The sequence below is a fragment of the Streptomyces sp. NBC_00872 genome (assembly GCF_045161915.1).
GTDB lineage: Bacteria > Actinomycetota > Actinomycetes > Streptomycetales > Streptomycetaceae > Streptomyces.
Map to the genome: position 1 here is coordinate 3,820,306 of NZ_CP108806.1, position 23,363 is coordinate 3,843,668.

The 23,363-nt window shown below is 68.8% G+C and carries 21 protein-coding genes; 3 read left to right on the forward strand and 18 right to left on the reverse strand.

Translation table 11 applies throughout. The features are described 5' to 3' along the window. Positions 1–91: 91 nt before the first annotated feature. From nuoN to OG214_RS16365, 14 genes are read right to left on the reverse strand one after another with little or no spacing between them, the layout of a single operon-like run. Complete coding sequence (gene nuoN, locus OG214_RS16300) at positions 92–1,744, reverse strand: NADH-quinone oxidoreductase subunit NuoN (RefSeq protein ID WP_363079075.1); 1,653 nt, start codon at positions 1,742–1,744, stop codon at positions 92–94. Beyond that, complete coding sequence (locus OG214_RS16305; RefSeq protein ID WP_405985134.1) at positions 1,741–3,345, reverse strand: NADH-quinone oxidoreductase subunit M; 1,605 nt, start codon at positions 3,343–3,345, stop codon at positions 1,741–1,743. The genes nuoN and OG214_RS16305 overlap by 4 nt, the downstream gene beginning before the upstream one ends. 6 nt (positions 3,346–3,351) lie before the next feature. Beyond that, positions 3,352–5,271: an NADH-quinone oxidoreductase subunit L gene (gene nuoL, locus OG214_RS16310; protein WP_405985135.1), complete on the reverse strand. Its 1,920-nt coding sequence runs from the start codon at positions 5,269–5,271 to the stop codon at positions 3,352–3,354. Between the two features lie 14 nt (positions 5,272–5,285). After that, a complete protein-coding gene (gene nuoK / locus OG214_RS16315) occupies positions 5,286–5,585 on the reverse strand; it encodes an NADH-quinone oxidoreductase subunit NuoK (protein ID WP_046505044.1) in 300 nt (99 codons plus the stop codon). Further along, on the reverse strand, positions 5,582–6,430 hold the full coding sequence (locus OG214_RS16320) for an NADH-quinone oxidoreductase subunit J (protein ID WP_363079078.1): 849 nt from the start codon (positions 6,428–6,430) through the stop codon (positions 5,582–5,584). The genes nuoK and OG214_RS16320 overlap by 4 nt, the downstream gene beginning before the upstream one ends. Continuing rightward, on the reverse strand, positions 6,427–7,032 hold the full coding sequence (gene nuoI, locus OG214_RS16325) for an NADH-quinone oxidoreductase subunit NuoI (protein ID WP_363079079.1): 606 nt from the start codon (positions 7,030–7,032) through the stop codon (positions 6,427–6,429). Before nuoI ends, OG214_RS16320 begins: the two co-directional genes overlap by 4 nt. Further along, positions 7,025–8,425: an NADH-quinone oxidoreductase subunit NuoH gene (gene nuoH / locus OG214_RS16330; RefSeq protein ID WP_405985136.1), complete on the reverse strand. Its 1,401-nt coding sequence runs from the start codon at positions 8,423–8,425 to the stop codon at positions 7,025–7,027. Before nuoH ends, nuoI begins: the two co-directional genes overlap by 8 nt. Further along, positions 8,422–10,917: an NADH-quinone oxidoreductase subunit G gene (locus OG214_RS16335; RefSeq protein WP_405985137.1), complete on the reverse strand. Its 2,496-nt coding sequence runs from the start codon at positions 10,915–10,917 to the stop codon at positions 8,422–8,424. Before OG214_RS16335 ends, nuoH begins: the two co-directional genes overlap by 4 nt. Then, positions 10,914–12,269, reverse strand: a complete 1,356-nt coding sequence (gene nuoF / locus OG214_RS16340; protein WP_405985138.1) for an NADH-quinone oxidoreductase subunit NuoF — start codon at positions 12,267–12,269, stop codon at positions 10,914–10,916. The genes OG214_RS16335 and nuoF overlap by 4 nt, the downstream gene beginning before the upstream one ends. Beyond that, entirely contained in the window at positions 12,269–13,084 is an 816-nt protein-coding gene (gene nuoE, locus OG214_RS16345) for an NADH-quinone oxidoreductase subunit NuoE (protein WP_363079138.1), read from the reverse strand. The genes nuoF and nuoE overlap by 1 nt, the downstream gene beginning before the upstream one ends. A 35-nt stretch (positions 13,085–13,119) precedes the next feature. Further along, positions 13,120–14,454, reverse strand: coding sequence for an NADH-quinone oxidoreductase subunit D (locus OG214_RS16350; RefSeq protein ID WP_363079083.1), 1,335 nt, complete (start codon positions 14,452–14,454; stop codon positions 13,120–13,122). After that, complete coding sequence (locus OG214_RS16355; RefSeq protein ID WP_363079084.1) at positions 14,454–15,176, reverse strand: NADH-quinone oxidoreductase subunit C; 723 nt, start codon at positions 15,174–15,176, stop codon at positions 14,454–14,456. Before OG214_RS16355 ends, OG214_RS16350 begins: the two co-directional genes overlap by 1 nt. After that, positions 15,173–15,727 (reverse strand): NADH-quinone oxidoreductase subunit B family protein, encoded by a 555-nt coding sequence (locus OG214_RS16360; protein WP_363079085.1) that lies wholly within the window; start codon positions 15,725–15,727, stop codon positions 15,173–15,175. The genes OG214_RS16355 and OG214_RS16360 overlap by 4 nt, the downstream gene beginning before the upstream one ends. A gap of 19 nt (positions 15,728–15,746) precedes the next feature. Beyond that, a complete protein-coding gene (locus OG214_RS16365; protein WP_046505070.1) occupies positions 15,747–16,106 on the reverse strand; it encodes an NADH-quinone oxidoreductase subunit A in 360 nt (119 codons plus the stop codon). An 870-nt stretch (positions 16,107–16,976) separates the two neighbouring features. On the opposite strand from OG214_RS16365, the gene OG214_RS16370 reads away from it, so the two are divergent. Together OG214_RS16370 and OG214_RS16375 are read left to right on the forward strand one after the other, a co-directional pair. Beyond that, a complete protein-coding gene (locus tag OG214_RS16370) occupies positions 16,977–17,831 on the forward strand; it encodes a C40 family peptidase (protein WP_363079086.1) in 855 nt (284 codons plus the stop codon). Positions 17,832–17,979: 148 nt separating this feature from the next. After that, positions 17,980–18,528, forward strand: a complete 549-nt coding sequence (locus tag OG214_RS16375; protein ID WP_363079087.1) for a glycoside hydrolase family 25 protein — start codon at positions 17,980–17,982, stop codon at positions 18,526–18,528. A 17-nt stretch (positions 18,529–18,545) separates the two neighbouring features. Here the strand turns inward: OG214_RS16375 and OG214_RS16380 are convergent, their stop codons facing one another. Further along, the gene (locus OG214_RS16380; protein ID WP_363079088.1) at positions 18,546–19,832 is read right to left on the reverse strand and encodes a geranylgeranyl reductase family protein; all 1,287 of its coding nucleotides are present in this window, start codon (positions 19,830–19,832) and stop codon (positions 18,546–18,548) included. A 107-nt stretch (positions 19,833–19,939) separates the two neighbouring features. Here OG214_RS16380 and OG214_RS16385 point away from each other — a divergent pair, with 107 nt between their 5' ends. Further along, positions 19,940–20,461 (forward strand): GNAT family N-acetyltransferase, encoded by a 522-nt coding sequence (locus tag OG214_RS16385; protein ID WP_405985139.1) that lies wholly within the window; start codon positions 19,940–19,942, stop codon positions 20,459–20,461. A gap of 154 nt (positions 20,462–20,615) precedes the next feature. Here OG214_RS16385 and OG214_RS16390 read toward each other — a convergent pair whose 3' ends face one another. The 3 genes from OG214_RS16390 to mqnC form a co-directional block, all read right to left on the reverse strand. Beyond that, positions 20,616–21,308: a demethylmenaquinone methyltransferase gene (locus tag OG214_RS16390; protein WP_363079090.1), complete on the reverse strand. Its 693-nt coding sequence runs from the start codon at positions 21,306–21,308 to the stop codon at positions 20,616–20,618. Positions 21,309–21,403: 95 nt separating this feature from the next. Beyond that, the gene (locus OG214_RS16395) at positions 21,404–22,063 is read right to left on the reverse strand and encodes a hypothetical protein (RefSeq protein ID WP_405985140.1); all 660 of its coding nucleotides are present in this window, start codon (positions 22,061–22,063) and stop codon (positions 21,404–21,406) included. 21 nt (positions 22,064–22,084) lie between these two features. Further along, a complete protein-coding gene (mqnC, locus tag OG214_RS16400; RefSeq protein ID WP_363079092.1) occupies positions 22,085–23,299 on the reverse strand; it encodes a cyclic dehypoxanthinyl futalosine synthase in 1,215 nt (404 codons plus the stop codon). Positions 23,300–23,363 lie beyond the last annotated feature (64 nt).

Sequence of the window (23,363 nt, forward strand, 5' to 3'; positions counted from 1 at the left end):
CACCTCGATGAGGTGCCGGGCTCTGTCGTATATATACGTACGGGCACACCGGACGGAGGCGCAGACGCGCGCCCGTGCGACCGGACAGGACCTAGCGCACAAAGCCCCCGGCCTGGCTCGCCAGGTCCAGGAAGTACTGCGGAGCCACACCGAGCACCAGCGTGACGACCACACCGATACCGATCGCCATCGTCGTCAGCGCCGAGGGCACCGCGACCGTCGGGCCCTCGGGCTTCGGCTCGCTGAAGAACATCAGCACGATGACCCGGATGTAGAAGAACGCCGCGATCGCCGAGGCGATCACACCGACCACCACCAGCGCGCCCGCGCCTCCGTCGGCCGCCGCCTTGAACACCGCGAACTTCCCGGAGAAGCCCGAGGTCAGCGGGATACCGGCGAAGGCGAGCAGAAAGACCGCGAAGACCGCGGCCACCAGCGGCGAACGCCGCCCGAGCCCGGCCCACTTGGACAGATGCGTCGCCTCGCCGCCCGCGTCCCGTACCAGCGTGACGACCGCGAAAGCGCCGATCGTGACGAAGGAGTACGCCCCCAGATAGAAGAGGACGGACGAGATGCCCTCGGGCGTCGCGGCGATCACACCGGCCAGGATGAAGCCCGCGTGCGCGATCGAGGAGTACGCCAGCAGCCGCTTGATGTCGGTCTGGGTGATCGCGACGATCGCACCGCCCAGCATGGTGACGATGACGACGGCCCACATGACCGGCCGCCAGTCCCAGCGCAGCCCCGGCAGGACGACATAGAGCAGCCGCAGCAGCGCGCCGAAGGCCGCCACCTTGGTCGCCGCGGCCATGAAGCCGGTGACGGGGGTGGGAGCGCCCTGGTAGACATCCGGCGTCCACATGTGGAACGGCACCGCGCCGACCTTGAAGAGCAGCCCCATCAGGATCAGCGCGCCGCCGATGAGCAGCAGCGCGTCATTGCCCATGGTGTCCGCGAGCGCCGGGCTGACGTTCTGGACGGTGCCGTCGACGACCTCCGCGATGCGCGCGTACGACACGGAGCCCGCGTACCCGTAGAGCAGAGCGATCCCGAAGAGCAGGAAGGCCGACGAGAAGGCACCCAGCAGGAAGTACTTGACCGCGGCCTCCTGCGACATCAGCCGCTTGCGGCGGGCGAGGGCGCAGAGGAGATAGAGCGGCAGCGAGAAGACTTCCAGCGCGATGAAGAGCGTCAGCAGATCGTTGGCCGCCGGGAAGACCAGCATGCCCGCGACGGCGAACAGGGCCAGCGGGAACACCTCGGTGGTGGTGAACCCGGCCCTGACCGCGGCCTTCTCGCTCTCGCTGCCGGGCACGGCCGCGGCCTGCGCGACGAAGGAGTCGATCCGGTTGCCGTGGGACTCCGGATCGAGCCGGCGCTCGGCGAAGGTGAACACGGCCACGACCGAGGCCAGCAGGATCGTGCCCTGGAGGAAGAGCGTCGGGCCGTCGATGGCGATGGCGCCCATGGCCGCGATGTGCTTCTTCGAGGTGCCGTATCCGCCGGCCGCCAGGGCGACCACCGCCGCGAAGGCGGCGGCCAGGGCGACGACGGAGAGGAAGAGCTGCGCGTGGTAGCGCGCCTTACGGGGGAGGAACGCCTCGATCAGGATCCCCAGGACGGCGGCGCCCGCCACGATCAGGGTCGGCGCCAGCTGCGCGTATTCGATGTTCGGGGCCGGGATCTTGTCGATCCCGTCGGCCGCCGTCGTTGTCCACAGGCTGTGGACGGCTGTCGCACTCACGGGGCGGCCTCCACCTCGGGCTTGGGGTCGGTCTGCTGTACGTCGGACATCGTGTGCTCCACCGCCGGGTTGACGATCTCGGTGAGCGGCTTCGGATAGACGCCCAGGAAGAGCAGCAGCGCGATCAGCGGGGCGACGACCACCAGCTCCCGGACCCTCAGATCGGGCATGGTCCTGACCTCGGCCTTCACCGGCCCGGTCATCGTGCGCTGGTAGAGCACGAGGACATAGAGCGCGGCGAGCACGATGCCGATGGTGGCGATGATGCCGACCACCGGATATCTGCTGAAGGTGCCGACCAGGACCAGGAACTCACTCACGAACGGGGAGAGCCCCGGCAGCGAGAGAGTGGCCAGACCGCCGATCAGGAACGTGCCCGCGAGAACCGGGGCGACCTTCTGCACCCCGCCGTAGTCCGCGATGAGCCGCGAGCCGCGCCGGGTGATCAGGAAGCCGGCCACCAGCATCAGCGCGGCCGTCGAGATCCCGTGGTTGACCATGTAGAGCGTGGCGCCCGACTGGCCCTGGCTGGTCATCGCGAAGATGCCCATGATGATGAAGCCGAAGTGCGAGATCGACGCGTACGCGATCAGCCGCTTGATGTCGCGCTGGCCGACCGCGAGCAGTGCTCCGTAGACGATGCTGACCAGCGCCAGCACCAGGATCGCCGGGGTGGCCCACTTGGACGCCTCCGGGAAGAGCTGGAGGCAGAAGCGCAGCATCGCGAAGGTGCCGACCTTGTCGACCACCGCGGTGATCAGTACGGCGACGGGCGCGGTGGCCTCGCCCATGGCGTTGGGCAGCCAGGTGTGCAGCGGCCACAGCGGCGCCTTTACCGCGAACGCGAAGAAGAAGCCGAGGAAGAGCCATCGCTCCGTGCTGGTGGCCATCGACAGCGAACCGCTGGCCCGTGCCTCGGCGATCTCGGAAAGGGAGAACGTCCCCGCCACGACATAGAGCCCGATCACCGCGGCCAGCATGATCAGGCCGCCGACCAGGTTGTAGAGGAGGAACTTGACCGCCGCGTACGAACGCTGCGTCGCCGCCGCCTCGTCCCCGCCGCCCGCCGTGGTGGCGGCGAACTGGGCGGGTGCGGCACGGTCCCCGAAGCCGCCGATGAGGAAGTACATCGGGATGAGCATGGCTTCGAAGAGGATGTAGAAGAGGAAGACATCGGTGGCCTCGAAGGAGAGGATCACCATCGCCTCGACCATCAGGATCAGCGCGAAGAAGCCCTGGGTCGGCCGCCAGCGGCGGTTCGGCCGGGAGTCCTCCAGCGGGTCGGCGTCATGCCAGCCGGCCAGGATCACGAACGGGATCAGCAGCGCGGTCAGGGCGAGGAGCGCCACCCCGATACCGTCCACGCCCAGCTCGTACCGCACCCCGAAGTCGGAGATCCAGGCATGCGACTCGGTGAGCTGATACCGGGCGCCGCCCGGCTCGAAGCGGACCACGACCAGGGCGGCCAGCACCAGGGTGGCGAGCGAGAAGACCAGCGCCAGCCACTTGGCGGCGGTGCGCCGGGCGGCCGGGACGGCCGCCGTGGCGATCGCGCCGACCGCGGGCAGCACCGCCGTCGCCGTCAGAAGAGGGAACGACATATCCGGTTACACCGCCCTCATCAGCAGGGTCGCGGCGATGAGCACTGCCGTACCTCCGAACATCGAGACCGCATAAGTGCGGGCGTAGCCGTTCTGCAGCTTGCGCAGCCGGCCGGAGAGCCCGCCGAACGACGCCGCGGTGCCGTTGACCACTCCGTCGACCAGGGTGTGGTCGACATAGACCAGGGAGCGGGTGAGGTGCTCGCCGCCGCGGACCAGGACCACATGGTTGAAGTCGTCCTGGAGCAGATCGCGGCGGGCGGCCCGGGTGAGCAGCGAGCCGCGCGGGGCGGTCACCGGGACCGGCCGGCGTCCGTACATCACCCAGGCCAGCGCCACCCCGATCACCAGGACGACCATGGTGGCCCCGGTGACGGCGGCCGCGCTGATCGGCGGTTCCCCGTGGTGGTATCCCGTGACCGGCTCCAGCCAGTGCACGAACCGCTCGCCGATGGCGAAGAACCCGCCAGCGAAGACCGAGCCGAAGGCCAGGATGATCATCGGGATGGTCATGGACTTCGGGGACTCGTGCGGATGCGGCTCGTGCCCGCCCGCGGCGGAGCCGCTGTCAGACGCTGCGTCCGACTGCCAGCGCTTCTCACCGAAGAAGGTCAGCAGCATCACCCGGGTCATGTAGAACGCGGTGATCGCCGCGCCGAGCAGGGTGACGGAGCCGAGGATCCAGCCCTGGGTGCCGCCCTTGGCGAAGGCCGCCTCAATGATCAGGTCCTTGGAGAAGAAACCGGAGAGACCGGGGAAGCCGATGATCGCCAGATAGCCGAGACCGAAGGTCACGAAGGTGACCGGCATGTACTTCCGCAGGCCGCCGTACTTCCGCATGTCGACCTCGTCGTTCATGCCGTGCATGACCGAACCGGCGCCGAGGAAGAGCCCGGCCTTGAAGAAGCCGTGCGTCACCAGGTGCATGATCGCGAACACGTAGCCGATCGGGCCGAGGCCCGCCGCCAGGATCATGTAGCCGATCTGCGACATCGTCGAGCCCGCGAGGGCCTTCTTGATGTCGTCCTTCGCGCAACCGACGATGGCACCGAAGAGGAGCGTCACCGCGCCGACCACCACGACCACCGTCTGGGCGTCCGGTGCGGCATTGAAGATGGCCCCGGACCGGGTGATCAGATACACGCCCGCGGTCACCATCGTGGCCGCGTGGATCAGGGCCGAGACCGGGGTCGGGCCCTCCATCGCGTCACCGAGCCAGGACTGGAGCGGCACCTGCGCCGACTTGCCGCACGCGGCGAGCAGCAGCATCAGCCCGATCGCCGTCATCTTCCCCTCGGTGGCGTCCCCGGTGGAGCCGAGGACCGGTCCGAAGGCGAAGGTCCCGAAGGTGGTGAACATCAGCATGATCGCGATCGACAGACCCATGTCGCCGACGCGGTTGACCAGGAAGGCCTTCTTGGCGGCGGTGGCCGCGCTGGGCTTGTGCTGCCAGAACCCGATGAGCAGGTACGAGGCGAGACCGACGCCCTCCCAGCCGAAGTACAGCAGGAGGTAGTTGTCGGCGAGGACCAGCAGCAGCATCGCCGCCAGGAACAGGTTCAGATAGCCGAAGAAACGGCGCCGCCGCTCGTCGTGCTCCATGTACCCGATCGAGTAGATGTGGATCAGCGTGCCCACACCGGTGATCAGCAGGACGAAGGTCATCGACAGCTGGTCGAGCTGGAAGGCGATGTCCGCCTGGAAGCTCTCGACGGGGACCCAGCTGAAGAGATGCTGGTGCAGCGTGCGTCCGTCACCGCTCTTGCCGAGCATGTCGCTGAACAGCACCACGCCGATCACGAACGACGCCGCGGCCAGCAGCGTGCCGAGCCAGTGGCCCACGCGGTCGAGCCGGCGGCCCCCGCAGAGGAGGACCGCTGCTCCCAGTAGAGGCGCCGCGATGAGCAGCGCGATCAAGTTCTCCACGATTCAGCGACCCCTCAGAGCTTCATCAGGCTGGCGTCGTCGACCGAGGCCGAGTGGCGGGAACGGAACACGGACACGATGATCGCCAGCCCGACCACGACCTCCGCGGCTGCGACGACCATGGTGAAGAAGGCGATGATCTGGCCGTCGAGATTGCCGTGCAACCGGGAGAAGGTCACGAACGCGAGATTGCAGGCGTTGAGCATCAGCTCGACACACATGAAGACCACGATCGCGTTCCGCCGGATCAGCACACCGGCGGCGCCGATGGTGAACAGCAGGGAGGCGAGATAGAGGTAGTAGACCGGGTTCACGAGTTGACCTCCTCCTCGTCACGGCCGAGCCGCTCCGCGGAACGCCGCTCCAGCGCCTTCAGGTCCGCGATCGCCTCGCTCGACACATCGCGGATCTGGCCCCGGTCCTTCAGCGTCTTGTTGACCGTCAGATCGGAGGCCGTGCCGTCCGGCAGCAGACCGGCGACGTCCACCGCGTTGTGCCGGGCGTAGACACCGGGCGCGGGCAGCGGCGGAAGCTGCGTACCCCTGCGCACCCGCTCCTCGGCCATCTCCCGCTGCGTCTTGGCCCGTTCGGTGCGCTCCCGGTGTGTCAGCAGCATCGCGCCGACGGACGCGGTGATCAGGAGCGCGCCGGTGATCTCGAAGGCGAAGACGTACTTGGTGAAGAGCAGGGCGGCCAGTCCCTCGACATTGCCGCCGGCATTGGCCTGGCCGAGTCCTGTGAAGGAGTTCAGCGAGGCGTTACCGATTCCCGTGATCAGCAGTACGCCGAAGCCGACGCCGCAGAGGGCGGCCAGCCAGCGCTGTCCCTTGAGCGTCTCCTTGAGGGAGTCGGCGGCGGTGACACCGACCAGCATGACCACGAAGAGGAACAGCATCATGATCGCGCCGGTGTAGACGATGATCTGGACGACGCCGAGGAAGTACGCCCCGTTGGCCAGATAGAAGACCGCCAGGACGATCATCGTCCCGGCGAGGCTCAGCGCGCTGTGCACGGCTTTCTTCATCAGGATCGTACAGAGCGCGCCGATCACCGCCACGGTGCCGAGGATCCAGAACTGCACGGCCTCCCCGGTCGAGGTGGTGGAGGCCGCGGCGGTGACGGACGTCAGCGAACTGACGGAGGCGGCGAGCGCGCTCATGCGCCGACCCCCTCGTCGGACGGGGTCTCGCCCTTGCTCACCGCGACCTGCCGGACCGTACCGGGCGCGGCCTCGGTGACCAGCCCCCGGTAGTAGTCCTGCTCGTCCGTGCCGGGGAAGATCGAGTGCGGTGACTCGACCATGCCCTCGTCGAGCCCCGCGAGAAGCTGCTCCTTCGTATAGATCAGGTTCTCGCGGGAGCTGTCGGCCAGCTCGAAGTCATTGGTCATCGTGAGCGCCCGGGTCGGGCACGCCTCGATGCACAGACCGCAGAGGATGCAGCGCGCGTAGTTGATCTGGTAGACGCGGCCGTACCGCTCACCCGGGGAGTAGCGCTCCTCCTCGGTGTTGTCCGCGCCTTCCACATAGATCGCGTCGGCCGGGCAGGCCCAGGCGCACAGCTCGCAGCCGATGCACTTCTCCAGGCCGTCCGGATGCCTGTTGAGCTGGTGCCGTCCGTGGAAGCGCGGAGCCGTCACCTTCTGCTGTTCCGGATACTGCTCGGTCAGCCGCTTCTTGAACATGGCCTTGAAGGTCACGCCGAAGCCGGCCACCGGATTCCGGGGAGGACGGGGGATGTCCCCGTGCGAAGAGTCAGACACCGTCAGCCTCCTTTCCGTCACTCTCGGTTCCGTCACTCACAGTATTGGCCCCGCCACTGACAATCAGCTCGCGCTCACGCCTCGGCCGCCTGCGCGGTACGGGTGGCAGCGTCTGGCCGGGCAGTGGCGGTACGGGGAATCCGCCCGCCATCGGGTCGAAGGCGGGGGGCTCGGGTTCCCGGGCCGCCGCGGCCCTCTCCTGCTTGTCGCGGAAGATGTCCACGACGAAGGAGAGCAGCAGCAGCGCGATGACCGCCCCGCCGACGTACAGCAGGATCGACTGGAACTCGTAGTTCTCGTTCCGCATCGCCCGTACGGTCGCGACGAGCATCAGCCAGACCACCGAGACGGGGATCAGGACCTTCCAGCCGAGCTTCATCAGCTGGTCGTAGCGGACTCGGGGCAGCGTGCCGCGCAGCCAGATGAAGAAGAACAGCAGCAGCTGCACCTTGACGACGAACCAGAGCATCGGCCACCAGCCGTGGTTCGCGCCCTCCCAGAAGGTGGAGATCGGCCACGGCGCGCGCCAGCCGCCGAGGAAGAGGGTGGTCGCGACGGCCGAGACGGTGACCATGTTGACGTACTCGGCGAGCATGAACATCGCGAACTTGATCGACGAGTACTCGGTGTTGAAGCCGCCGACGAGGTCGCCCTCGGACTCGGGCATGTCGAAGGGGGCGCGGTTGGTCTCGCCCACCATCGTGACGATGTAGATGATGAAGGAGACCGGCAGCAGGATGATGTACCAGCGGTCGGCCTGCGCCTCGACGATCGCCGACGTCGACATCGAGCCCGAGTAGAGGAAGACCGAGGCGAACGCGGCGCCCATGGCGATCTCGTACGAGATCATCTGCGCGCACGAGCGCAGACCGCCGAGCAGCGGATACGTCGAGCCCGACGACCAGCCCGCGAGGACGATGCCGTAGATCCCGACCGAGGCGACGGCGAGGATGTAGAGCATCGCGATCGGCAGGTCGGTGAGCTGCATCGTGGTGCGCTGGCCGAAGATCGAGACCTCGTTGCCGGCCGGACCGAACGGGATCACGGCGATCGCCATGAAGGCCGGCACCGCCGCGATGATCGGCGCGAGGACATAGACGACCTTGTCCGCGCGCTTGACGATCACGTCCTCCTTCAGCATCAGCTTGATGCCGTCGGCGAGCGACTGGAGCATGCCCCAGGGGCCGTGCCTGTTGGGCCCGATCCGCAGCTGCATCCAGGCGACGACCTTGCGCTCCCACACGATGGAGAAGAGCACGGTCACCATCAGGAACGCGAAGCAGAAGACGGCCTTGACGGCCACCAGCCACCAGGGGTCGCGGCCGAACATCGACAGGTCCTCGGCGGCGAGAACCGTCTGCGGAGCCGTCGCGAAGTGGGCGAGGGCGGTCATGCGCGCACCTCCGGTGCCGGGTTGGCCGGGCCGATACGGACCAGCGTGCCGGGGCGTGACCCGGTGTCCGCGAGAACACCGCCGCCCGTGGAGTTCAGCGGCAGCCACACGACCCGGTCGGGCATCTCCGTCACCAGCAGCGGCAGAGTGACCGTGCCCGCGGGGCCGGTGACGGCCAGTTCGTCGCCGTTCTTGACGCCCGTCTCGGCGGCCGTCGTGGCGGAGAGCCTGGCGACCGCGGCATGGCGAGTACCCGCCAGCGCGTCGTCGCCCTCCTGAAGCCTGCCCTGGTCGAGCAGGAGCCGGTGGCCCGCGAGGACCGCCTCGCCGTCGCCGGGGCGCGGTACGGGACGGGACGACTCGAACGGTTCGTCGGCGCGCTCTCCGTCCCAGCCGCCGAGCCGGTCGAGTTCCGCGCGTACGGACCTCAGGTCCGGCAGCGCGAGGTGCGCGTCCATCGCGTCGGCGAGCATGTGCAGCACCCGCGCGTCGCTCGGTGCGAGGCGCCGGGTCATCTGCTCGGGCTTGAGCGCGGCCTCGAACGTCCTCGCCCTGCCTTCCCAGTTGAGGAAGGTGCCCGGCTTCTCCGCGACGGCGGCGACCGGGAAGACCACGTCCGCCCGCTCGGTGACCTCGGTGGGCCGCAGCTCCAGCGAGACCAGGAAGCCGACCGAGTCCAGCGCGGCCAGCGCGCCCGCCGGGTCGGGCAGGTCCGCGACCTCGACGCCCGCGACCACCAGGGCGCCCAGCTCGCCGGTGGCGGCGGCCTCGATGATCCGGCCGGTGTCACGGCCGTAGCGGTGCGGCAGTTCGCGTACGCCCCAGAGCGCCGCGGTCTCCTCACGGGCCCGCGGGTCGACGACGGGACGGCCGCCGGGCAGCAGTGCCGGAAGCGCGCCCGCCTCGACCGCGCCGCGCTCGCCGGCCCGCCGGGGGATCCACACCAGCCGGGCGCCGGTCGCGGTGGCGGCCCGTGCCGCGGCGGTGAGCCCGCCGGGGACGGCGGCCAGCCGCTCGCCGACGATGATCACCGCGCCGGGAGCGCGCAGCGCCTCGGCGGCGCGTGCCCCGTCCCCGTCCAGTCCCGTGGCGGAGGTGAGCGCGTCCAGCCACTCGGTCTCGGTGCCGGGGGCGGCCGGCAGCAGGGTGCCTCCGGCCTTCTCCAGACCGCGGGTGGCGTGGGTGGCGAGCGAGAAGGTCCGCTGGCCGTGCTTGCGCTGCGCCTTGCGCAGCCGCAGGAAGACGCCGGGCGCCTCCTCCTCGGACTCGAAGCCCACGAGCAGAACGCTCGGGGCCTTCTCCAGCGTGGAGTAGGTGAGACCCGTACCGTCCAGGTCACGGCCGCGTCCCGCGACATGGGCGGCGAGGAAGTCGGCCTCCTCGGCGCTGTGCACGCGCGCGCGGAAGTCGATGTCGTTGGTGTCCAGGACGACCCGGGCGAACTTGGCGTACGCGTAGGAGTCCTCGACGGTGAGCCGGCCGCCGGCCAGCACACCCGCCCGGCCGCGCGCGGCGCCCAGACCGCGGGCGGCGGCCTCCAGCGCCTCGGGCCAGCTCGCCGGTTCGAGGACACCGGCCTCGTTCCGTACGAGCGGGGTGGTGAGCCGGTCGGGCTTCTGCGCGTAACGGAAGCCGAACCGCCCCTTGTCGCAGATCCACTCCTCGTTGACCTCGGGGTCGTCCGCCGCCAGCCGCCGCATGACCTTGCCGCGCCGGTGGTCGGTACGGGTCGCGCAGCCGCCCGCGCAGTGCTCGCAGACGCTCGGCGAGGACACCAGGTCGAACGGGCGGGAGCGGAAGCGGTACGCCGCCGAGGTCAGCGCGCCGACCGGGCAGATCTGGATGGTGTTGCCGGAGAAGTACGACTCGAAGGGGTCGCCCTCGCCGGTGCCGACCTGCTGGAGCGCGCCACGCTCCAGCAGCTCGATCATCGGGTCGCCCGCGACCTGGTTGGAGAACCGGGTGCAGCGGGCGCAGAGCACACACCGCTCACGGTCGAGCAGCACCTGGGTGGAGATCGGGACGGGCTTCTCGAAGGTGCGCTTCCTGCCCTCGAAGCGGGTGTCCGGATCGCCGACCTGCATCGCCTGGTTCTGGAGCGGGCACTCGCCGCCCTTGTCACAGACCGGGCAGTCCAGCGGGTGGTTGATGAGCAGCAGCTCCATCACCCCGCGCTGGGCCTTCTCGGCGACCGGCGAGGTGAGCTGCGACTTGACGACCATGCCGTCGGTGCAGGTGATGGTGCAGGAGGCCATCGGCTTGCGCTGGCCCTCGACCTCGACGATGCACTGCCGGCAGGCACCGGCCGGATCGAGCAGCGGATGGTCGCAGAAGCGCGGGATCTCGATGCCGAGCAGCTCGGCGGCGCGGATCACCAGGGTCCCCTTGGGGACGGAGATCTCGATGCCGTCGATGGTCAGCGAGACGAGGTCCTCGGGCGGGACCGGGGCCTCACCGCTCCCGGAGTTGGCGGCCGACGTGGTGACGGTCATGCGTTCACCTCCAGGTGGTTGTCGGCCCAGGCGGTCGACCTGGACGGGTCGAGGGGGCAGCCCTTGCCGGTGATGTGCTGCTCGTACTCCCCGCGGAAGTACTTGAGCGAGGAGAAGATCGGGGCGGCGGCGCCGTCGCCGAGCGCGCAGAACGACTTGCCGTTGATGTTGTCGGCGATGTCGTTGAGCTTGTCGAGATCGGACATCTGTCCCTTGCCGGCCTCGATGTCGCGGAGCAGCTGGACCAGCCAGTAGGTGCCTTCACGGCAGGGGGTGCACTTGCCGCAGGACTCGTGCGCGTAGAACTCGGTCCAGCGGGTGACGGCCCGTACGACACAGGTGGTCTCGTCGAAGCACTGGAGCGCCTTGGTGCCGAGCATGGAGCCCGCGGCGCCCACGCCCTCGTAGTCCAGCGGGACATCGAGGTGCTCGTCGGTGAACATCGGGGTCGAGGAGCCGCCGGGTGTCCAGAACTTGAGCCGGTGGCCCTTGCGGATACCGCCGCCCATGTCGAGGAGCTGGCGCAGGGTGAGGCCGAGGGGGCCCTCGTACTGGCCGGGGTTGGTGACATGTCCGCTGAGCGAGTAGAGCGTGAAGCCCGGGGACTTCTCGGTGCCCATGGACCGGAACCAGTCCTTGCCGCGGTGCAGGATCGCGGGAACAGAGGCGATGGACTCGACGTTGTTCACCACAGTGGGGCACGCGTAGAGACCCGCGACCGCCGGGAAGGGGGGACGCAGCCGGGGCTGGCCGCGACGGCCCTCCAGGGAGTCGAGCAGCGCGGTCTCCTCGCCGCAGATGTACGCGCCCGCGCCCGCGTGCACGGTGACATCGAGATCGAGTCCGCTGCCCAGGATGTTCTTGCCGAGATAGCCCGCCTCGTAGGCCTCGCGGACCGCTTCGTGAAGTCTGCGCAGTACGGGGACGACCTCGCCGCGCAGATAGATGAAGGCGTGCTGCGAGCGGATCGCGTAGCAGGCGATCACGATGCCCTCGATGAGGGAGTGCGGATTGGCGAAGAGAAGGGGGATGTCCTTGCAGGTGCCCGGTTCCGACTCGTCCGCGTTGACGACGAGATAGTGCGGCTTGCCGTCGCCCTGCGGAATGAACTGCCACTTCATTCCGGTGGGGAAGCCCGCGCCGCCCCGGCCGCGCAGGCCGGATTCCTTGACGTACGCGATGAGGTCGTCGGGCGCCATCGCGAGGGCCTTCTTGAGTCCCTCGTATCCGTCGTGCCGCTCATAGGTGGCCAGGGTCCAGGATTCCGGCTGGTCCCAGAAGGCGGACAGAACGGGTGCGAGGAGCTTCTCGGGACTCGTCCCGTTCTCGTCCAGCTCGGCTGTCATGGTCATCACTCCCCCTCCTCAGCTACGGGTCCGGCCGGGTGGGCAGGGTCGGAGGCCGACGTCTGCCGCGGTGCGTCGTGCGAACTGAGGTGCTGCGAGCCCGGCTGCGGGGCGTCGTGCGGTGCCTCCGAGTCGCGGGGGCGGACCACCCGTGGCCGGGGTGCCTCGCCCTTGGCCAGCCGCAGACCGATCAGCGACGCGGGACCGGCGCCGCCCGTGGCTCCGACGGCGCCGGGGCGCTCGTCGGGGAAGCCCGCGAGGATGCGCGCGGTCTCCTTGTAGGTGCACAGGGGCGCGCCCCTGGTGGGCTCGACGGCGCGGCCGTCGCGGAGATCGTCGACGAGCCGCTTGGCGCTGTCGGGCGTCTGGTTGTCGAAGAACTCCCAGTTGACCATCACCACGGGGGCGAAGTCGCAGGCCGCGTTGCACTCGATGTGTTCGAGGGTGACCTTGCCGTCCTCGGTCGTCTCGTCGTTGCCGACGCCGAGGTGCTCCTTCAGCTCGTCGAAGATGGCGTCGCCGCCCATCACCGCGCAGAGCGTGTTGGTACAGACGCCGACCTGGTAGTCGCCGCCCGGCTTGCGCCGGTACATGGAGTAGAAGGTCGCGACGGCCGTGACCTCGGCGGTGGTCAGTTCGAGCAGCTCGGCGCAGAAGGCCATGCCCGTACGGGACACATATCCCTCCTCCGACTGCACCAGATGCAGCAGGGGGAGCAGCGCGGAGCGCGTCCCGGGGTAGCGGGCGATGATCTCCTTGGCGTCCGCTACGAGCCTGGCCCGTACCTCGGCCGGGTAGTCGGGGGCGGGGAGCTGGGGCATGCCCAGGCTGACCTCGGAGTTGGGCGGTGTGGCGGTCACCGGTCGACGCCTCCCATCACGGGGTCGATGGACGCGACGGCGACGATGACATCGGCGACCTGGCCGCCCTCGCACATGGCCGCCATGGCCTGGAGATTGGTGAAGGACGGGTCGCGGAAGTGGACCCGGTAGGGACGTGTGCCCCCGTCGGAGACGACATGCGCGCCCAGCTCGCCCTTGGGCGACTCGACGGCGGCGTACGCCTGCCCCGGCGGCACCCGGAAGCCCTCCGTCACCAGCTTGAAGTGATGGATCAGAGCCTCCATGGACGTGCCCATGATGTTCTTGATGTGGTCGAGCGAGTTGCCCAGGCCGTCGGGGCCGAGCGCGAGCTGGGCGGGCCAGGCGATCTTCTTGTCGGCGACCATCACCGGTCCCGGCTCCAGCCGGTCCAGGCACTGCTCGACGATATGGAGCGACTGGCGCATCTCCTCCAGCCGGATGAGGAAGCGGCCGTACGAGTCGCAGGAATCGGCGGTCGGCACGTCGAACTCGAATGTCTCGTATCCGCAGTACGGGTCCGACCTGCGCAGATCGTGCGGGAGCCCGGCGGAGCGCAGGATCGGTCCGGTGGCGCCCAGCGCCATGCAGCCGGCCAGATCGAGATAGCCGACGTCCTGCATACGGGCCTTGAAGATCGGGTTGCCGGTGGCGAGCTTGTCGTACTCGGGCAGGTTCTTCCGCAGCGTCCTGATCAGCTCACGCAGATGGTCGACGGCGCCCGGGGGCAGATCCTGGGCGAGTCCGCCGGGCCGGATGAACGCGTGGTTCATCCGCAGGCCGGTGATCAGCTCATAGGCATCGAGAATCAATTCACGATCGCGGAAGCCGTAGATCATGATCGTCGTCGCGCCCAGCTCCATACCGCCGGTGGCGATACAGACGAGGTGCGAGGAGAGCCGGTTCAGCTCCATCAGCAGGACACGCAGCAGCGTGGCCCGGTCCGGGATGTCGTCCTCGATACCGAGCAGCTTCTCCACGCCGAGGCAGTACGCCGTCTCGTTGAAGAACGACGTCAGGTAATCCATGCGCGTGACGAAGGTGGTGCCCTGCGTCCAGTTACGGAATTCGAGGTTCTTCTCGATACCGGTGTGCAGATAGCCGATGCCGCAGCGGGCCTCGGTGACGGTCTCGCCCTCGATCTCCAGGATCAGCCGGAGCACTCCATGGGTGGAGGGGTGCTGGGGACCCATGTTGACGACGATCCGCTCGTCGTCCGCCTTGGCGGCGGACTGGACGACCTCGTCCCAGTCGCCGCCGGTGACGGTGTAGACGGTGCCCTCGGTCGTCGCGCGGGCGGTGGCGTGCGGGGTTTCGTGGGGAGCAGACATCAGGAGTACGACCTCCGCTGGTCCGGAGCCGGGATCTGGGCGCCCTTGTACTCGACGGCGATACCGCCGAGGGGATAGTCCTTGCGCTGCGGGAAGCCCTGCCAGTCGTCCGGCATCATGATCCGGGTCAGCGCGGGGTGGCCGTCGAAGATCAGGCCGAAGAAGTCGTACGTCTCGCGCTCGTGCCAGTCATTGGTCGGATAGACCGCGACCAGGGACGGGACATGCGGATCGGCGTCGGGGGCGGAAACCTCCAGCCGGATCAGCCGGCCGTGGGTGAGCGAGCGCAGATGGTAGACGGCGTGCAGCTCACGGCCCTTGTCACCCGGGAAGTGGACGCCCGAGACCCCGGTGCAGAGCTCGAAGCGGAGCGCCGGGTCGTCACGGAGCGTGCGCGCCACCTGTACAAGGTGTTCGCGGGCGATGTGGAAGGTGATCTCGGCGCGGTCGACGACCGTCTTCTCGATGGCGTTCTCGGGAGCGAGTCCCTGCTCCTCCAGCGCGCCTTCGAGTTCGTCGGCGATCTCGTCGAAGACACCGCCGGGGCCGCCGTACGGCCGGACCGAGGCGCCGGGCAGGGTCACGGTCCGTACGAGTCCGCCGTAACCGGAGGTGTCGCCGCCGTTGTTGGCGCCGAACATGCCCTTCCGTACGCCGATGACCTCACCGGTGTCGTCACGGGGGGACGGAACGTTATTTCCGGATTGCTGCTCGTCGCTCACCGCAGCAGCCCCTTCATCTCGATCGTCGGGAGCGCCTTGAGAGCCGCTTCCTCCGCCTCACGGGCCGCTTCCTCGGCGTTGACCCCGAGCTTGGAGCCCTGGATCTTCTCGTGAAGCTTGAGGATGGCGTCCATCAGCATCTCGGGGCGCGGCGGGCAGCCGGGCAAATAGATGTCAACAGGGACAATGTGATCAACACCCTGGACAATCGCATAATTATTGAACATCCCGCCCGATGAGGCACAAACCCCCATGGAGATCACCCACTTGGGATTGGGCATCTGGTCATAGACCTGCCTCAGGACGGGCGCCATCTTCTGACTCACCCGTCCGGCCACGATCATCAGATCGGCCTGCCGCGGCGAGCCGCGGAAGACCTCCATGCCGAACCGCGCCAGGTCGTAGCGACCGGCGCCGGTCGTCATCATCTCGATCGCGCAGCAGGCGAGGCCGAAGGTGGCGGGGAAGACGGACGACTTCCGCACCCAGCCCGATGCCTGCTCGACGGTGGTGAGCAGAAAACCGCTCGGCAGCTTCTCTTCGAGTCCCATTGGTGCCCCCTTGGCCCCTTTAGTCCCATTCTAGGCCGCCGCGCCGCCATACATAGGCGTAGGCGACGAAGACGGTGAGCACGAAGAGCAGCATCTCCACGAGCCCGAAAATCCCCAGCGCGTCGAAGGTGACGGCCCAGGGGTAAAGGAAGACGATCTCGATGTCGAAGACGATGAAGAGCATCGCCGTCAGGTAGTACTTGATGGGGAAACGGCCGCCTCCGGCCGGCGTGGGTGTGGGCTCGATGCCACACTCGTACGCCTCAAGTTTCGCCCGGTTGTACCGCTTTGGGCCGATAAGCGTGGCCATGACCACGGAGAAGATGGCAAACCCAGCCCCGAGGGCGCCGAGCGCGAGGATCGGCGCGTAGGAATTCACGCTCCTCAGCTCCTTCCAGTCGTCCTTGACCGTTGGACCGCACCGGGCATCCACCTCGCCGCCCCACCCCGATCATCGAAGATCGCGTACATGTGAGGCAGTTCACAAGCCCGACTGCCCCGCATCCTATGCCTGCCGGTCTGTGATCTGCGACACGGGGTACAGCAAGACCTTTGTGATCTCCACCACCTGACGAACGATCATGAAGTCGGATGAGCGGTGATCTTCATACGCGAAGCGGCCGGGCCATCACCAGATGTGACATCCGCGCTCGTTTTCGCTGGTCGGAGGCCCGCTGCCCTATCAAGGGATGCACCATACAGGCAAATTGGCGATGGGACGACGGGAAGTGGTATGAGGCCGGGCCTCACCCGGGCGAGGGGATGCGGGGGACCGAAGTGGACACGTGCGCGCATTCACGAGCAAGCGGGACGACATGGCGGGAGCACCGGTTCACCCCCCGCCTCGCCCGACCTCGCCCCCGGCTCGCCCGACCTCGCCCCCGGCCTCGACCCCGGCCCCGCCCCCGGCCCCGCCCTCGCCGCACCCCCGATTCACTCTCGCGAATCCTCCGGGCCGCCTCCGCGATCGTTTCGAGCACCGAGCGGTGACCGTCCTGTGACCTGTACCACTTCACTCAACCTCCGAGAGAAGCGGGGTTGGCCATGAGTGTGAAGGGGTGGTAGGCAGTGGGCAATTCGGACCTTTCCTTGAAAGTCCATGATCAAGACCATGATCACCGTTGCCCGTTTTGCCCGTTCCGGCGTCAATAAAGGTGACAACTAAGCGGATTCAAATATTCCGGACGTAACTGTGTCGCAATACACGATGCTTGACGGGAACAGGGTCACTCCTGATACCGGTGTACCCATGTCCCACACCGCTCACATACCCAGCCACCGGAAACCCCGCCGCGGCGCGTCGAAAGTCGCCATCCGTGCCGGAGTTGCCGGTGGCGTCCTCAGCACGATCGCGGTGGCCGGTGCCGCCGGACCGGCGAACGCCGCCGAGCCGGTGACCGAGACCATCGAAATGCCCACGCTCACATCCGGGCTCGCCGGCGCCGTCGCACAGTCCGCGGACGCCACCCAGAGGGTCGCTCTCAACCTTGAGCTGGGCGCCCAGGAGAACGCCGCCGCCACCAAGGCCGCGCAGGCCGCCAGGAAGGCCAGGGCCGAGGCGGAGCGCAAGGCGGAGGCCCAGAAGGCGGAGGCCAGGAAGAAGGCCGAGGCCACCGCCCGTGCCAAGGCCGACGCGGCGGCGCGCGCGTCCCGTACCGCCGAGCGTACGACGCTCTCCTCCGCGTCCTCGAACAGCGACTCGGGCTCCAGCACGGCCACCACGCCCCCGAAGGCCAGCACGTCGGCCGGCGGCTCCGCGGGCGCGCTCATCGCGTTCGCGCAGGCCCAGCTCGGTGACGCGTACGTGATGGGCTCCACGGGACCCAACGCCTGGGACTGCTCCGGTCTGGTCCAGGCCGCGTACCGGCAGATCGGCGTCGACCTCCCGCGGGTCTCGCAGGACCAGTCGACGGCCGGCACCCAGGTCTCCCTGAGCAACCTCCAGCCGGGCGACATCCTCTACTGGGGCGGCGCGGGCAGCGCGTACCACACCGCGATCTACATCGGCGGCGGCGAATTCATCGGCGCGCAGAACCCCAGCTCCGGCGTGGTCCAGAAGACCCTGGACTGGGACCCGCCGAGCGGTGCGGTCCGCGTCCTCTGACGTCCCGCCTGATAGGTGTTACCGAGGGCCCGCACCCCGCTCGGGGGGATGCGGGCCTTCGCTGTCCCCCGATCGAGTGAAAGGCAGGCCAATCGCTTCTGGGTAGAACCCAGGTGGACGTAGCGCACCGCCCCAGGAGGTACCGCATATGACCATCCGCGGGATCGACATTTCCTCGCACCAGAATTCAACCTTCAGTACGAACGGGCTCTCGTTCGTCTTTGTGAAGGCCACCGAAGGTGTCTCGTACATCAATCCGAAGATGACGGCGCAGGCCGCGCATGGGCGGGCGGCCGGGCTGGTGGTGGGGTTCTATCACTTCCTGCGGCCCGGGAGCATGAAGGCGCAGGCCAGATATTTCGTGGAGGAGTGCGCGAGCATCGAGGGCGATCCGCTCTTCGCGGACTGGGAGGACGACGGGGTCTCCTGTGCCGAGAAGGACGCGTTCCTGGCCGAGGTGAAGCGGCTCCGGGGCGCGACGCACCGCGTCGGGCTGTACTGCGGGCAGTACTACTGGCTGAACAGGGACACCACCAGCAACGCGGGCGACGCGCTGTGGATCGCGGACTATGTGACACCGGGAGAGCCCCGGATCAAGGCCAGATGGAGGTTCCACCAGTACACCGACAACCCGGTCGACACCAACGTCGGAGCGTTCGCCGACCGGGCCGCGCTGCGGAAGTGGGCGGACGGGTAGGTCCGCCGCCTCGGGGCTCACGCCTTCGGGGCCACCTTCGACAGACCGTTGATGATCCGGTCCATCGCGTCACCGCCCGTCGGGTCGGTCAGGTTCGCCAGCATCTTCAGCGTGAACTTCATCAGCAGCGGATGCGTCAGACCGCGCTGGGTCGCCAGCTTCATGATCTTCGGGTTGCCGATCAGCTTCACGAACGCCCGGCCCAGCGTGTAGTAGCCGCCGTAGGTGTCCTTGAGGACCTTCGGATAGTGGTGCAGGGCCAGTTCACGCTGGGCGGGCGTGGCACGGGCATGGGCCTGGACGATCACATCGGCGGCGATCTGGCCCGACTCCATGGCGTACGCGATGCCCTCGCCGTTGAACGGGTTGACCAGTCCTCCCGCGTCACCCACCAGCAGCAGGCCCTTGGTGTAGTGCGGTTGACGGTTGAACGCCATCGGCAGCGCGGCGCCCCGGATGGGCATCGTCATGTTCTCCGGGGTGTAGCCCCAGTCCTCCGGCATCGACGCGCACCACGCCTTCAGCACCTCGCGCCAGTCCAGTTCCTTGAAGGAGTCGGAGGTGTTGAGGACGCCGAGACCGACATTGGACGTACCGTCGCCCATCCCGAAGATCCAGCCGTACCCCGGCAGCAGCCGGTCCTCGCCGGGGCCCCGCCGGTCCCACAGCTCCAGCCAGGACTCCAGATAGTCGTCGTCGTGCCGGGGCGAGGTGAAGTACGTACGGACGGCCACCCCCATCGGGCGGTCCTCGCGCCGGTGCAGCCCCATCGCGAGCGACAGCCGCGTCGAGTTGCCGTCGGCGGCGACGACGAGCGGCGCGTGAAAGGTGACCGGCGTCTTCTCCTCGCCCAGCTTGGCGTGCACGCCGGTGATCCGGCCGGTGCGCTCGTCGGTGATCGGAGCGCCGACATTGCAGCGCTCGTACAGCCGCGCGCCCGCCTTCTGCGCCTGCCGCGCGAGCTGCTCGTCGAAGTCGTCCCGCTTGCGGACCAGTCCGTAGTCCGGGTACGAGGCCAGATCCGGCCAGTCGAGCTGGAGCCGCACTCCGCCGCCGATGATCCGCAGGCCCTTGTTGCGCAGCCAGCCGGCCTCCTCGGAGATGTCGATACCCATCGACACCAACTGCTTGGTGGCACGCGGGGTGAGCCCGTCCCCGCAGACCTTCTCGCGCGGGAACGCCGTCTTCTCCAGCAGCAATACGTCCAGGCCCGCCTTGGCCAGGTAGTACGCGGTCGTGGAACCGGCGGGGCCGGCGCCGACGACGATCACATCCGCGGTGCTTTCGGGGCGGGGCTCGGTCACGGCGGGTTCTCCCGAAGACTCGAAATTGCGTACCGGACGGCACTGGACATGTGCAGTCTATGCAGGCGCACCGATGCCTCCGCCGAAGGGCTGCCCCCGTGAACAACATGACCACGCCACTCCCCGCCCCTGTGGTACAGCTCCGTGTCCCCACCGACGAGGACGCGCTCAACTGGCACCGGGTGTTCGACGATCCCGAGGTGATGGAGTTCCACGGCGGCGCGTCGGCGGAGCTCTCGGTGTACGAGGAGCTGACCGCCCGGCAGCGCAGACACGACGCGGAACGCGGCTTCTGCCTCTGGACGCTGCTGGACGAGGACGGCGAGGTGATCGGCTTCACCGGCGCGCAGCCCTGGCCGCACGAGTCGTTCGGGCCGGTGGGCGAGATCGAGATCGGCTGGCGTCTCGGCCGGACGCACTGGGGCCGCGGTTACGCGACGGCCGCCGCGCGGGCCACGCTGGAACGGGTACGGGCGGCGGGCGTCGGCCGGGTCGTCGCGATGGTGAACACCCGCAACGAGCGGTCGGTCTCGGTGACCCGGCGGCTCGGGATGGAGCTGGTGGAGACCTATCCGTTCACGTCACGGGGAACCGAACAGCAGGCGTACTGCTTCGGGTTGGAGCTGTAGCACCGCGGGGCCGCGGGGCTCCCGGCCTCAGGCTGCCGGGCCGCAGGGCTCGGCGCCGCTGGGCTCGGCGCCGCTGGGCCGCAGGGCTCCGGGAACGGTCGAGCCGGTTCGGACGTGATCAGAGCTGTTCCGGTTCGGAACGCTTCCGACCGGTTCAGTCCCGTACGCCCCTGTGCAGCGCCACGATTCCACCCGTCAGATTCCGCCATGCCACCCTGGACCAGCCCGCCGTCTGCAGGCGCGCCGCGAGCGCGGGCTGGTCCGGCCAGGCGCGGATCGACTCGGCGAGATAGACGTACGCGTCGGGGTTGGAGGAGACGGCACGCGCGGCCGGCGGCAGGGCCCGCATCAGATACTCGGTGTAGACGGTCCTGAACGGCGCCCAGGTGGGATGGGAGAATTCGCAGATCACCACCCGGCCGCCCGGCTTCGTCACCCGGTACAGCTCACGCAGCGCGCGATCCGTGTCCTGGACATTGCGCAGGCCGAAGGAGATCGTCACCGCGTCGAAGACCTCGTCCGCGAACGGCAGCCGCGTCGCGTCCCCCGCCGTGAACGGCATCCAGGGGTGGCGCCGCTTGCCCTCACGCAGCATGCCCTGGGAGAAGTCGCACGGCACGACATAGGCGCCGGTGGCGGCGAAGGGCAGCGAGGAGGTGGCGGTGCCCGCGGCCAGGTCCAGGACCTTCTCCGCCGGGCGTGCGTTCACGGCCTTCGCGACCTCCTTGCGCCACACCCGGTCCTGACCGAGCGAGAGCACATCGTTGGTGAGGTCGTAGTTGGCCGCCACGTCGTCGAACATGGAGGCGACTTCGTGCGGCTGCTTGTCCAGGGATGCGCGGGTCACCCGCCCATTGTGTCCCCAGACCGGCCGGGCGCCGAACCCGGGGGCGACGCCCGGACCCCCTTGCCGGCCTTGTCAGGCTGAGGCCGTCGGGCTTGTCAGCGCCGGCGGTGGACCAGCCGCCCGGCCAGGACCGTGGCCACGCAGGTGACCGCGCCGTGCTCGGCGAGCGCCGCGTACGGGTCGCCGTCCGTCGGTACGGCGAAGACCGCGAAGTCCGCGTCCCTGCCCGTATGGCTCAGCGGCGGGAGTGTGAACGCCTCGGCGACCGGCCGCCCTCCGGCGAAGAGATCGAACGTGGGAGGCCCCGGCGGGTCCGTGAACCGCTCCTCGACGCCGAGCCCCGCCCGCGCCACCGCTTCCAGCACGGCGTGCCGCCGCGGCTCCCCCGCGACCGCGACCGTGCCGTGCGCCAGCATCCGCTGCACCCCCCGCCGCGCGCTCGCGCCCCAGCGGGCGTCGGTCATCTCCAGCGCGGCGAGGGCCTCGCCGGTGAGCGGCTCGGTACCCAGTTCGCCGGCCTCGCGCGGATCGGGATGGTAGGCGCGTTCCAGCAGTTCGGGACCGTACGGATTGCGCAGACCGGGCGTGATCACACCCGGCCAGCGTCGGACCCGCGCCGTCGGGCGCGCGGCGGCGAGCTCTTCGTACGGGCCGGCGGCCGCGACCGTACGTCCCTCGACCAGGACCGCGCCCCCGGGCACGGGCTCGCGGCCCGCGCCGGGAAGCAGCAGCTCGGCGTGGTGAATCGTCAGCACGGACAGCTCGATCCGGACGGCTCAGTTGGCGCTGAGCAGCTTCAGCTCCGGGTGGGCCGTACCGCCCTCGATCGCCGTGGACGAGATGTGCGAGGCCACGCGGTCGTCGACCGGGTCGTTCGCCGGGTCCTCGTGCACGACGAGGTGTTCGTAGGTCGTGGCGCGCTGCGCCGGGACCCGGCCCGCCTTGCGGATCAGATCGATGATCTCCAGCCGGTTGGAGCGGTGCCTGGCACCGGCCGAGGAGACGACGTTCTCCTCCAGCATGATCGAGCCGAGATCGTCCGCCCCGTAGTGCAGCGAGAGCTGGCCGACCTCCTTGCCCGTGGTCAGCCAGGAGCCCTGGATGTGCGCGACGTTGTCGAGGAAGAGCCGCGCGATCGCGATCATGCGCAGATACTCGAAGAGCGTGGCCTGCGTCCGGCCCTTCAGATGGTTGTTCTCGGGCTGGTAGGTGTACGGGATGAAGGCGCGGAAGCCGCCCGTACGGTCCTGTACGTCACGGATCATCCGCAGATGCTCGATGCGCTCGGCGTTGGTCTCACCCGTACCCATGAGCATCGTGGACGTCGACTCGACACCAAGCCCGTGCGCCGTCTCCATGATCTCCAGCCACCGCTCGCCGGACTCCTTGAGCGGGGCGATCGCCTTGCGCGGCCGTGCGGGCAGGAGTTCGGCGCCCGCGCCGGCGAAGGAGTCGAGGCCCGCGTCATGGATACGCCGGATGGCCTCCTCGACGGAGACACCGGAGATCCGGGCCATGTGCTCGACCTCGGAGGCGCCGAGGGAGTGGATGACGAGCTGCGGGAAAGCCTGCTTGATGGCGCGGAAGTGCTTCTCGTAGTACTCCACGCCGTAGTCCGGGTGGTGCCCGCCCTGGAACATGATCTGCGTACCGCCCAGCTCCACGGTCTCCGCGCAGCGGCGCAGGATGTCGTCGAGGTCGCGGGTCCAGCCCTTGTCGGTGTCCTTGGGCGCCGCGTAGAAGGCGCAGAACTTGCAGGCCGTCACACAGACGTTGGTGTAGTTGATGTTCCGCTCGATGATGTACGTCGCGATGTGCTCCGTCCCGGCGTACCGGCGCCGGCGCACGGCGTCGGCCGCGGCGCCCAGCGCGTGCAGGGGCGCCGAGCGGTACAGGTCGAGCGCCTCCTCGGGGGTGATACGACCGCCCGCGGCGGCACGGTCGAGGACGCCAGTGACATGTACGGACGTGGGGTCGGCCTTCTCGGTCACCGGGGCGGGTCCTTCCCAAGGGGGCTGTAGACGACGGTCCAGCCTACGTCAGGGCGCGGCGCGG